The organism is Rhodospirillaceae bacterium (assembly GCA_018662005.1).
Classification (GTDB): domain Bacteria; phylum Pseudomonadota; class Alphaproteobacteria; order Rhodospirillales; family JABHCV01; genus JACNJU01.
In genome coordinates, this window is the sequence record JABJHA010000029.1 from 1 (window position 1) to 11,409 (window position 11,409).

Consider the following 11,409-nt stretch of genomic DNA (forward strand, 5'->3'; position numbering starts at 1 on the left):
AAAGTGGTTATGGACATACAACAACGAACGGCCCAACATGGCCATCGGCGGCATAACGCCAAAACAGAAACTGGCTATGATAAGCATAGCCGCTTAAACGATTCTATTTATGCGGCCCTCTGAAAATGGGGGTATTACCGTTCAACGATCTACTTCAAGCCCATGGTTACAATACCCTGCAATCTGTCGATGGTGCGGACACCGTGGAATTGGCAAGAAAACACCACCCTGATCTGGTCGTAATGGACATCCAGTTGCCAAAAGTTTCTGGGTTGGATCGAACAAAGGAGTTAAAGGCAGACGCCGACTTGAAGGATATTCCGGTACTGGCTGTAACGGCCTTTGCCCTGGACGGCGGCATTGAACGCATACTTGATGCTGGCTGTGAAGACGCTATCGGCAAGCCTATTTCCGTTCCCTTGTTCCTTGAGACTGTTGAAAAACATTTGCTCTAACCCCCTGCCTTAATTGATGATCGTCATTGAACATTATGTTTGGGCCTCATAAATTTCAGATGGTCTTCAAAGCCAACAATATAAGAGGGTAATAAAATGCCAATTGAATGGCGTGACAGCCTGTCAGTCGGGAACGATTTTATTGATGATGATCACAAACAACTTCTTCTTTTGATCAATCAATACGAAATTGCCGTTCAGCAACAAAATCCGGTTATTCTTGAAGACGCCTTTAATGGCCTTACCGAATATGCCCATTCACATTTTGAACGTGAACAAAATTTAATGGATGCCGTCCATTATCCTGATCGTCGCACCCATGCTGATCAACACACAAAACTGCTCGACTCTATGGATGACTTCCACAAAAGCCTGACAGAAGAGAAAAGTATCGACATTGGTAAAGTCAGCAAATTCCTGCACGACTGGCTAATCGATCATGTCATTAATGAAGACATGAAGCTTAGACCCTACGTGAAAGGCGAAAGATACTGACGCCCCCCCTTTTTAATCAGGCCAGTTTTACCGCTGTCCCGTTGGCCGTGACCATCAACATGGATTTGTCATTGCCACCCAGGGCTTCGTAGTCCAGATCAACACCGACGATAGCATCCGCACCCAACTCTTCGGCCTCAGCCATCATCGCCTCGATGGACAGGATTTTTGCACTTTTCAGTTCTTTTTCATAAGAGCCTGAGCGTCCGCCGACGATATCGCGGATACCGGCGAACATGTCGCGAAAGATGTTGGTGCCCATAACGGCTTCACCCGATACAATTCCACAATAAGAACTGACGTTGCGGCCTTCGACGTTATCGGTGGTGGTGACGATCATCGTTATTATCCTTTTCTCTATTCCATTTTTTCAAGTTCATCGACGAAACCGGCAACGATGCCAAGGCCACGCTTCCAGAATTCAGGATCACCGGCATCAAGACCAAACGGCGCCAATAGTTCTTTGTGACGCAGAGTCCCGCCAGCCCCCAGCATGGTCAAATACTTTTCCTGAAAACCCGGATGACCCGCCTGGAATACATCGTAAAGCGAATTCACCAGACAGTCGCCAAAAGCATAGGCATACACATAAAACGGTGAGTGAACAAAGTGCGGAATGTAGGCCCAGAACGAACGATAATCATCATCGAAGCGAATGCCCGGCCCAAGGCTTTCGCCCTGTATCTCCATCCAGATATCGCCAAGGCGCTCTGGCGAAAGTTCGCCATTTGCACGCTCGTCATGCAAGCGCCCCTCAAAACTATGAAAGGCGATCTGGCGAACAACCGTGTTGAGCATGTCCTCGACCTTGCCAGCCAACAAGATTCTGCGGCGGGCTGGATCACCCTCAGCTTCAAGCAACGAGCGGAATGTCAGCATCTCGCCAAACACAGACGCCGTTTCCGCTGTTGTCAGCGGTGTATCGGCCATCAGGGCACCCTGCGAGCCTGACAACACCTGATGCACCCCATGCCCCAATTCATGGGCCAGGGTCATCACGTCCCGGGCCTTGCCGTGGAAGTTCATCAGAATATAGGGGTGCACAGACGGTACGGTGGAATGGGAAAAGGCTCCGGAATCCTTGCCTTCGCGTAAGGCTGCGTCAATCCAGCGTTTGTCAAAAAACCGGTCGGCGATTTCGGCAAGCTTGGGTTCAAAACGACCATAGGCGTCAAGTACCGTACGGCGGGCGTCATCCCAGCTGTAAACTTTTGCGTCGTCGCCGGGCAACGGGGCATTGCGGTCCCAGTAATCCAGCGCGTCAACGCCGAACCACTTGGCCTTTAGCCGATAGTAACGATGGGATAACCCGGGATAGCTTTCGCGCACAGAGCTGACAAGCGCATCAACCACATGATCTTCGACCTGATTGGAAAGGTTGCGTTCGGAAATTGGTCGAGGATATGAGCGCCAACTATCTTCGATCGCCTTGTCCTTGGCCAGGGTATTGGTGACCAGCGAGAACAGTTTGATGTTTTCTGTCAAGACCTGTCCCAGGGCCTTGGCTGCTGCCTTTCGCTTGGTTCCGTCAGTGTCTGACATCTGGTTAAGCACGTCGGACATGCTGACTTGCTTGCCATCCAGCAAAAAACGTAACGAAGCCTCCGTTTCATCAAAAAGCCTGACCCACGCGGCACGGCCGCTGACCGATTTCTCATGCAAAAGTTTTTCCAGATCGTCCGATAACTGGTGGGTGCGAAAGGCACGCACGTCCTTGATCCAGGGGGCAAAATGCGCGGCCTTGCCGCTGCCAATCTGGGCCGCCAGAACATCATCATCAAGACGATTAATCTCAAGCCTGAAAAACAGGGTCAGGGACGAAATATCAGTGACCCGTTCCTGTACGGTTTGATAAAAACGCCCGCGCTCGCCGTCGCTAACATCGGCTGCATACAACAGCTGCGCGTAGCTCATGGCTTTGTATATAATTTCGTTTAAAACCTCATACGCGGCAATGGCCTGACCCAACCCGTCACCATCAAGGCTTTTAAGCTTATCCTGATAGGCCGCAGCGAAATCTTTCGACAGACTTTCAGCGCGAACAAAATCAGTCTCGATTTCCGGTCCGTCCGGGGAAGAATAGAGATCGCTTAAATCCCATTCGGGAAGTTTCGTATCAGGCATTAAATTCTCCTTACTTGCCCGAACCATATAAGGCTGGTTACAAAGAAGGGCAAGAACAACCACTAAAGCCGGAAATTTGATGAACAGAATAGCTGAAACCTGGCCCAATCTTGTCACCATGTTCTTTGATCAGGCCGAACAGGGCGGCAATGCTCCATTCCTTTGGGCCAAGCACGATGGCGCCTATGTTTCGCAATCCTGGGCCCAGACCGCCATACAGGTCAGCGAACTGGCCCGTGGCCTGAAATCCTTGGGGGTCGTGGCAGGCGACCGGGTTTTGCTGATTTCAGAAAACCGACCGGAATGGCTCATCGCAGACATCGCCATCATGGCGGCGGGGGCTATTACAGTTCCCGGATACGTCACCAATACGGAAGCCGACCACCGCTACCTGATTGAGAACAGCGGTGCCAAGGCAGCCATCGTTTCCAGCGTAAAACTATTTGAAAGGGTATTGGCTGCGGCCCTTAAGGCGGATTCAATGGAAGACATTATCACCATTGAAAAACCTGAATTGGAACAGCATGTCGGTGTAAATCTGCACACCTGGAGCGATGTCCTTAAAACCGGATCGGGCGCCCACGAAAGCATCGTCAGCCAGTCAGAGTCCATGAAACGGGATCAGACTGCCTGTATCATTTACACGTCAGGCACCGGCGGGGCCCCAAAAGGCGTCATGCTGCACCACGGCGCGATCCTGCACAATTGCACTGGGGCCCGGGACGCGCTTACCGAACTTGGGCTCGGTGAGGAAGTTTTCCTGTCGTTCCTGCCGCTATCACATTCTTATGAACACACGGCCGGGCAATTCTTCCCGATATCCATTGGTGCGCAGATTTATTATTGCGAAGCCGACACCCTGGCGGCCAACATGGTCGACGCCCGTCCGACCATCATGACCGCCGTTCCTAGACTATATGAGACCCTTCACGCGCGCATTACCCACGGCGTTAGGCAACAAGGCGGGGCCAAGGAAAAACTGTTTAACAAAACCGTTCAACTGGGCCGTAAAAAAATTCTTAACGGTGGCCTTGGCCCGATCGATGGTTCGCTTGATGCAATACTGTCAAAACTGGTTCGCAAAAAAGTCCAGGCCCGCTTTGGTGGTCGCCTGAAAGCACTGGTATCGGGCGGCGCACCTTTAAACCCTGACATCGGTCTGTTTTTTCAATCTCTCGGCCTGTGCATTCTGCAGGGCTACGGGCAAACAGAATCGGGCCCGGTCGTCAGCGTCAACCGGCCTTCCAACATCAAGATGGATACGGTTGGTCCGGCGATGACCGACGTCACCGTAAAAATTGCCGATGACGGAGAAATCCTGGTCCAGGGTGAACTGGTCATGCAGGGATACTGGATGAATGACAAAGCAACCGGTGAATGCATTCAGGATGGTTGGCTGCATACGGGTGATATTGGCCATATGGACGAACACGCGCGGTTGCTGATAACCGACCGCAAGAAGGACATCATCGTCAATTCCGGCGGCGATAACATCGCCCCACAGCGTATCGAAGGGATTCTGACACTGGAGCCGGAAATTGCCCAGGCCATGGTTTATGGTGACAAACGGCCGCATCTGGTGGCGTTGCTGGTTCCTGACCCCGATTGGCTGGAACAACATCCCCAGGCCAGCGATGAAGAACTGCATAAGGCCTTGGGACCCGTCATCGAGAAGATCAACGCCGGTCTTTCCAATATTGAGCGGGTGCGCCGCTTCATCATCGCCGAAGGCCCGTTTACCATCGACAACGCCCTGATGACCCCGTCCATGAAAATCCGCCGACACAAGATCAATGAAATCTATGGTGAGCGCTTGACCGCGCTATACGGATAATGGAACTGACTCTGCTCGGCACCGGCTGTCCCAGTGTTGACCTGGACCGTCATGGCCCGGCCAATCTTGTCGATGGCGGCCCCGGTTGCCGGCTGCTGGTCGATTGCGGTTCCGGCGTCAGCCACCGTTTGTTGGCCGCCGGCTGTCCGGGCAGCGAGATTGACGCGTTGCTTTTGACCCACCTGCATTCGGATCACATTGTCGACCTGTTTCAGCTCATCATTTCAAGCTGGCATCAGGGCCGTGATCGACCACAGCGGATATTCGGGCCGCCCGGCACCAGGCAGTACGTAGATGGTCTCATGGCCTTGTGGGCGCCTGAACTGGAACAACGAATAAGCCACGAGAAACGCCCCTCCATTGCCGCCCTTGACGTTGAAGTCAATGAGATCGCGGACGGGGAAACACTCAATTTTGGCGACATGAGCGTACAGGTCGTCGCCGTCAATCATTTGCCCGTGCGACATGCCTTTGGATTTATTTTCACAAATCCCGCAGCGCGCCTCGCCATCAGTGGCGACACCACTTATTGCCCGGCCCTGATCGAAGCGGCCCAAGGGGTCGATATGTTATTGCATGAAGTTCTCATCCACCGCGAACTGCCTGTCGTCGAAGGCAAACGCAGCGCCGAAACGCTCAGCGCCATGAAGGCCTATCACACGGTGTCGGATCAGGTTGGCAAAGTGGCTACCCAGTGCAAGGCGGGAAAACTTGTCCTCACCCATTTCGTGCCGCCCAAGTTTGACGAAGGCAGCCTGCTTGACGAAGTCCGCCAGGACTTCGACGGCCCCGTCATTATCGGTCACGATCTTATGAAGTTGTCCGTTTCCTGATATTGGCAATGCCAATGCCGCTCAGAATCAAGCCCAGGGCGAAAATTTCCTGAACCGAGACATGTTCGCTCAGGAACAACGAGCCCCACAGCACGCCAAGGCCCGGAATAAGGTAGTTGTTAAGGGCAATAAACGTCGCCCCCCGTTCTTTAATCAGGTGGAAGTATATTAGCGTCGCCACAGCCGTCGGAAACAATCCAAGATAAACCGCCGCAAAACTGGACATCAAACTTGGCGACAACAGCCAGGGCTGATCAAAAAGCAGCGACAGGACCGTCATCTGAATAGCCCCCATGGTCATCACTGCCGTACCGCTGACCGCCGGGTGGAGGCGCGGCACATTCTTGGCGATGGTCGTGGCGATGGCGTAACACATGGCCCCGCAAGCGACAGCGATCTGGCGCACCGCGTCGCCGCCAAGACCTTTAAGGGCCTCTGGCCCGACCAGCACGACGACCCCGCAAAATCCAACCACAATGCCTGACATTTTGGCCAGGGTCAGTCGTTCATCAGAGCTGAACACATGCAGCAGCAAGATGGTCGCCAGCGGCATCACCGACATCAAAATAGCGGCAAGCCCGCTATCGATGGTCTGCTCCCCCCAGCCGATCAGTGTAAAGGGCAGACCATTGCCGAAGATTCCAATCAGGAATGCCAGCCACCAGAATTTTTTGTCTTTGGGTATGGTCATGCCTTTGAAACGGGCAACCCCGTAGAGCAACAACGCCGCCATAATGATTCGAACGGCGGCCAGCGTCATCGGTGGAATTGTTTCAACACCGACTTTGATAAAGCCAAAGGAGGAACTCCAGATCGTTGCCAGCAACAACAGCAGCAACGCCGGACGGGCGGATGACAACGTCATCATGACGTTGTGACCTGACCATCCCACTGGACGGGGTCGCTGGCTTTTCTTTCTGCCTCGATGGCGGCGACCATAAAATCTTCAAGCTCGCGCACGACCTTGATATTTTCAAAAAAGAGCTCAGCATTATCCTTGATTAATTTTGACATCCGGGCGTGAAATTCCTTGTCCGTCGCCAATTGATTGGCGAGGCTGACATAGTGGCCGGCGCTATCTGCAATCAGTTCACTGATACCCATGGTTTTATAAAAGGCATAAGTGACCCGGTCGCGCAGGTACTTGTCTGGCCATGTGACAATGGGAACCCCCAAGGCAAAAGTTTCAGCCGTCGAGTTGCCGCCGCTGAAATATACCGGATCGAGAATCACATCGGCTGAGCGGACCAGACACAGAAAGTCGGCCATCTTCATACGCGGCAGGAAGACAACCCGGTCCAGAACATCGGGGAAGGTCTTGGCAAACCTTTCACGAAGCAGCCTTTCCTTACTTGGGTAACGACCGGCCAGAAGGACCAGACGGCCCACCGGATCGCCGCGCAAAATATCCCCCAAAATGGCGTCAAAACCGGGATGAAATTTGAACAGGGTTTGCGGACACAAATAAATATTTTCATCGTCAGACAAGCCATGGCTGGCCCGTGTATCGGTCACATCAGGAATTTCAGGGCGATAGTAGTAAGTTGGCGGATGGGCCAGGCGAACCAGTGTTTCGCTGTAATTATCCTGGGCGTTATCGGTTTCCAGATCCATGGAGGAAACAAAATAATCGATATTGGGAATCCCGGTCGACATGGGATGGCCCCAACTCGTCACCTGAACCGGGGCGAGGCGGGCAAAGGCAAGAAAGTAGGTAAAGGTATCCATGCCGATGTCGGGATAGTACAGCAGATCGAGGGCTTCATCGGCTATGACAGCCCTGGCGCTTTCCAGATTTTGAGGAAGAGTTACAACCTTGGCCGCAACGCTTTCGATGGCTTCGGACATATGATCGGATTTTCGCGATGTGCGGAAGATCACCACCTCGAATTTTTCAGAATCAAGATGTTCAAAAATGCCACGGCACAGCTTGCCAATTGTGTGGTCGTAAAAATGATATGATATGAAACCGATTCTGTATTTACCGTCCGGGCTTTGCGAGCCAGATAACTTGCCCTGCCAGTCCAGTGACGGGCACAGCTTCAAATACATCTCGGCAATTTTCCGGGTCAAGGGAACATCATTGGCGTTGTGATAGGCCAGATAGAACCCGGTAATACCGGCTTCCCCGTCTGGCTCTTTCAAGGAACCACCCGTGGCGATCAGGTCTTCGACGCTTTCCATGACGTGTGCGCGTGCCTGTTCAATATCCTCCAGCGACGCAGGAATAATCGGCAAAGCCAGCGCCCGCTTGACTTTAATCCCGGTATTTTGCGGATCACAGCTGATCGCCTTGTCATAGGTGGACAGGGCATCCTGAAAAAAACCGGCACTGACCTGGGCGTGAGCCAACGCACACAGCGCCCTGATATAATCCGGCTGAAGTTCCAGGGCGCGCCGAAAACATGTCTCGGCTTCCTCAATGCGTTCCAGATGTTGCAGCGCGTCACCAAGATTGGTCAGAACCTTGGGATTATCCAGTGCAACAGTTAGTGCGTGTCTGTAACACTCCTCGGCCTCGACGGTGCGGTCATCAACCATAAACAGGTTACCCAAATTGTTAAGACCGTCGACACTTTCAGGGGCCAGTTCAAGAACCCGGCGGAAGGATTGCTCCGCCTCATCAATCTTGCCCTGCCTGGCCAAAAGGCAGCCAAGGTTATTCAAGCCGTCAGGATAATTGGGGCTCAATTCCAGGGCGCGCCGGAAACTTTCTTCCGCTTCATCCAGGCGTTCAAGCCCCAGTAAGGCATTGCCAAGATTGTTGTGGGCGGCGAGCAATTCTGGTTTCAGGTCGATGGCGCGGCGAATGCTTTGTTCGGCCTCCCCGTACTGGCCTGCATCAACGAGCAGACGCCCCAGGGTATTAAGGGCTTCGGGATAGTCAGGTTTGTGTTCAAGGGCGCGCCGGGCTGCTGCCAGGGCATCATCCTTGCGCCCGGCCCCAATCAGGGCGCTGCTCAGGTTATTCAATATTTCGGGATTTTCCGGATCGCCTTTAAGGGCCGTCTCGATCAAGGTAACGCCCGTTTGCGCTTGTCCTGCGTGCACATGCATAACGCCAAACAAATGATTGGCAAAGGTATTGGCGGGGTCAATCTGTAGAACTTGCTGGTAAAGGGCCGCTGCCTCATTCATGCGCCCGGCACTTTGATGGTCAATGGCCGTTTCCAACATGACAACCAGGTGCTGGGGCATTTCTTTGGGGTTCATGGAAAGGCCTTTAAACGCCGTGAAATTCTTTATACCACTCAACAAAGCGGGGGATACCGACATCGATTCCGGTGCTTGGCGCAAAACCGAAATCTTCAACAGTGGCATCGATATCAGCAAAGGTTTCTTTTACATCACCGGCTTGCATTGGTTGAAAATCGATTTCCGCTTTTTTGCCTAAAGCCTTTTCAATCATGGAAATGAAATCCATCAGGCTTTCGGTTTTGTTGTTACCAATATTGTAAAGCCGGTATGGGGGAAGTCCCTGATCGGCAGGAGGCCTGTCCAGACAACCCAGAACGCCCGAGACAATATCGTCAATGTAGGTGAAATCCCGGCGCATCTCGCCATTGTTGAATACCGGTATCGGTTCGCCCGCAAGAATTTTCTTTGTGAAGATATAGTAGGCCATATCAGGACGACCCCAGGGGCCATAAACCGTAAAGAAACGCAGGCCCGTCAAGGGCATCCGGTAAAGATGGGCATAGGCGTGGCTCATCATCTCCATGGATTTCTTGGTCGCGGCGTACAGTGACACCGGTGTATCGGTGCGCTTGTCGATAGAAAACGGAACATCATCGGAATCGCCGTAAACGGATGACGATGACGCATAGACGAAATGCTCCAACCCGGAAAGCCTGCGACTGGCTTCAAGAAGCACCAAATGGCCTTCAATGTTGCTGCGGGTATAGGCGTATGGGTTGATCAGCGAATAGCGCACCCCCGGCTGTGCCGCCAGATGAATGACCCGGGTTATATCCGGATTTTCCCTGAACAGGATATCGACCGCCTCGCGTTCCGCGATATCGGTTTGGCTGAAGGTAAAACCGTTACGACCCAGCAAATTATCAAGACGCGCCTGTTTTAGGGAAACGTCATAGTAATCGTTTAGATTATCGATACCGATAACCCGCTGGCCCGCATCAAGCAGCGCCAACGTCGTAAAATAGCCGATAAATCCTGCAGCCCCGGTAACCAATACGGTCATAATCAACCTGTCAGATTCTTAAATACCTGGATTTGATTGGTATAAAGACACTGGCCGGGGAAATCACCCCCCTTATTATCATGTTTAAAGAAGTTTCAACGAAGCGCCCGCTCACGGAACAATCGATCTCCATCCCCTGTCCAAAGGATACTGACTTGCGAAATTCTTCGTAACCTGTACGACAGGGGTTGTTGGCAGTATCCTTCAACACAACATATTCATTTTAAGGTTCCACGAAGATGGCACTGGCCACATTCACGCTTGAAGACAAATACAGCCAGCCCTCCGGTCGGGTGTTCCTCAACGGCACCCAGGCGCTGGTCCGCCTGACCCTGATGCAAAAAGCCCGCGACGAAAAGGCCGGTTTGAATACCGCCGGTTTTGTCTCCGGCTACCGGGGTTCACCCCTGGGCATGGTCGACAAGGAATTCTGGCGTGCTGCCCCCATCACCGCCAAAGCCAACATCCGCTTCCAGCCCGGCATCAACGAGGACATGGCTGCGACCGCCATTTGGGGAACCCAGCAAACCCACCTGTACGAGGACGCCACTGTCGATGGTGTCTTTTCCATGTGGTACGGCAAGGGTCCGGGGGTCGATCGTTCTGGCGATGTCTTCCGTCATGGCAATATGGCCGGGACCGCACCGCAAGGCGGCGTGCTGGTGGTTGCCGGTGATGACCCTGCGTGCAAGTCATCAACCGTTCCAAGCCAAAGTGAATACGCTTTCATCGATTCCCAAATCCCGATCCTGAACCCTTCCAGTATCCAGGAAATCATCGATTACGGCCAAATTGGCTGGGCTATGTCCCGCTACGCCGGGGTTTGGGTTGGCCTCAAGGCGATTACCGAAACTATGGACAGCTCGGCTTCGGTTTCCATCGACCCTGAACGGATCAAAATCGTCACCCCGGATGATTTTGATATGCCGGATGGCGGTTTGCATATTCGCTGGCCTGACCTGCCGCTGGAGCAGGAACGCCGCCTGCAACAACATAAAATGTACGCAACGTTGGCCTTCGCAAAGGCCAACAAGCTCGACAAAATCGTCATCGACAGCCCGAATGCCCGCCTTGGTATCGTCACCACCGGTAAATCCTATCTGGACGTCATGCAGGCCCTTGATGACTTGGGCATCGATCAGGATTACGCCGCCGAGCTGGGTTTGAGGATTTACAAGGTCGGGATGCCGTGGCCGCTTGAGCGCGACGGGATCCGCCATTTCGCCGACGGTCTTGAGGAAATCCTTGTCGTCGAGGAAAAACGCGCGGTTATCGAAAACCAGCTAAAGGAACAGCTATACAACTGGCGGGAAAGCGTCCGCCCCAGGGTCGTCGGCAAGTTCGACGAGGAAGGCGATTGGGTGTTGCCCTCCGCGTTCGAGCTTTCACCCGCCCGCATCGCCCGGGTCATTGCCGCCCGGATGGAACAATTCATCACCAGCCCGCGGATTGTCGAGCGCCTCGCCT

Annotated in this window: 10 protein-coding genes; 5 read left to right on the forward strand and 5 right to left on the reverse strand. The window is 53.2% G+C overall.

The annotated features are described in order from the left end of the window. The first annotated feature begins 125 nt into the window (after positions 1-125). Both HOL66_12515 and HOL66_12520 read left to right on the forward strand, forming a co-directional pair. Positions 126-455: a response regulator gene (locus HOL66_12515; GenBank protein ID MBT5245054.1), complete on the forward strand. Its 330-nt coding sequence runs from the start codon at positions 126-128 to the stop codon at positions 453-455. A gap of 96 nt (positions 456-551) precedes the next feature. Then, entirely contained in the window at positions 552-950 is a 399-nt protein-coding gene (locus HOL66_12520) for a hemerythrin family protein (GenBank protein MBT5245055.1), read from the forward strand. 16 nt (positions 951-966) lie between these two features. Here the strand turns inward: HOL66_12520 and HOL66_12525 are convergent, their stop codons facing one another. Next, entirely contained in the window at positions 967-1,290 is a 324-nt protein-coding gene (locus HOL66_12525; protein MBT5245056.1) for a heavy metal-binding domain-containing protein, read from the reverse strand. 17 nt (positions 1,291-1,307) lie between these two features. Beyond that, positions 1,308-3,101: a M3 family oligoendopeptidase gene (locus HOL66_12530; GenBank protein ID MBT5245057.1), complete on the reverse strand. Its 1,794-nt coding sequence runs from the start codon at positions 3,099-3,101 to the stop codon at positions 1,308-1,310. A 52-nt stretch (positions 3,102-3,153) separates the two neighbouring features. On the opposite strand from HOL66_12530, the gene HOL66_12535 reads away from it, so the two are divergent. Further along, complete coding sequence (locus tag HOL66_12535) at positions 3,154-4,908, forward strand: long-chain fatty acid--CoA ligase (GenBank protein ID MBT5245058.1); 1,755 nt, start codon at positions 3,154-3,156, stop codon at positions 4,906-4,908. Beyond that, the gene (locus HOL66_12540; protein ID MBT5245059.1) at positions 4,908-5,741 is read left to right on the forward strand and encodes an MBL fold metallo-hydrolase; all 834 of its coding nucleotides are present in this window, start codon (positions 4,908-4,910) and stop codon (positions 5,739-5,741) included. The genes HOL66_12535 and HOL66_12540 overlap by 1 nt, the downstream gene beginning before the upstream one ends. Here the strand turns inward: HOL66_12540 and HOL66_12545 are convergent. Genes HOL66_12545 through HOL66_12555 form a run of 3 tightly spaced genes read right to left on the reverse strand, consistent with a single transcriptional unit; the run spans position 5,719 to position 9,942 of the window. Next, positions 5,719-6,609 (reverse strand): EamA family transporter, encoded by an 891-nt coding sequence (locus HOL66_12545; GenBank protein MBT5245060.1) that lies wholly within the window; start codon positions 6,607-6,609, stop codon positions 5,719-5,721. The genes HOL66_12540 and HOL66_12545 overlap by 23 nt on opposite strands. Continuing rightward, entirely contained in the window at positions 6,606-8,954 is a 2,349-nt protein-coding gene (locus tag HOL66_12550) for a tetratricopeptide repeat protein (GenBank protein MBT5245061.1), read from the reverse strand. The genes HOL66_12545 and HOL66_12550 overlap by 4 nt, the downstream gene beginning before the upstream one ends. Before the next feature lie 10 nt (positions 8,955-8,964). After that, on the reverse strand, positions 8,965-9,942 hold the full coding sequence (locus tag HOL66_12555; GenBank protein ID MBT5245062.1) for an NAD-dependent epimerase/dehydratase family protein: 978 nt from the start codon (positions 9,940-9,942) through the stop codon (positions 8,965-8,967). A gap of 239 nt (positions 9,943-10,181) precedes the next feature. Here HOL66_12555 and HOL66_12560 point away from each other — a divergent pair. Beyond that, on the forward strand, positions 10,182-11,409 hold a 1,228-nt coding region (locus tag HOL66_12560; GenBank protein MBT5245063.1), incomplete at its 3' end, for an indolepyruvate ferredoxin oxidoreductase family protein.

Bases quoted from the DNA above. Each gene is read 5' to 3' on its own strand.
- HOL66_12515 (MBT5245054.1), top strand. From the start codon at position 126: ATGGGGGTATTACCGTTCAACGATCTACTTCAAGCCCATGGTTACAAT.
- HOL66_12520 (MBT5245055.1), top strand. From the start codon at position 552: ATGCCAATTGAATGGCGTGACAGCCTGTCAGTCGGGAACGATTTTATT.
- HOL66_12525 (MBT5245056.1), bottom strand. From the start codon at position 1,290: ATGATCGTCACCACCACCGATAACGTCGAAGGCCGCAACGTCAGTTCT.
- HOL66_12530 (MBT5245057.1), bottom strand. From the start codon at position 3,101: ATGGTTCGGGCAAGTAAGGAGAATTTAATGCCTGATACGAAACTTCCC.
- HOL66_12535 (MBT5245058.1), top strand. From the start codon at position 3,154: ATGAACAGAATAGCTGAAACCTGGCCCAATCTTGTCACCATGTTCTTT.
- HOL66_12540 (MBT5245059.1), top strand. From the start codon at position 4,908: ATGGAACTGACTCTGCTCGGCACCGGCTGTCCCAGTGTTGACCTGGAC.
- HOL66_12545 (MBT5245060.1), bottom strand. From the start codon at position 6,609: ATGATGACGTTGTCATCCGCCCGTCCGGCGTTGCTGCTGTTGTTGCTG.
- HOL66_12550 (MBT5245061.1), bottom strand. From the start codon at position 8,954: ATGAACCCCAAAGAAATGCCCCAGCACCTGGTTGTCATGTTGGAAACG.
- HOL66_12555 (MBT5245062.1), bottom strand. From the start codon at position 9,942: ATGACCGTATTGGTTACCGGGGCTGCAGGATTTATCGGCTATTTTACG.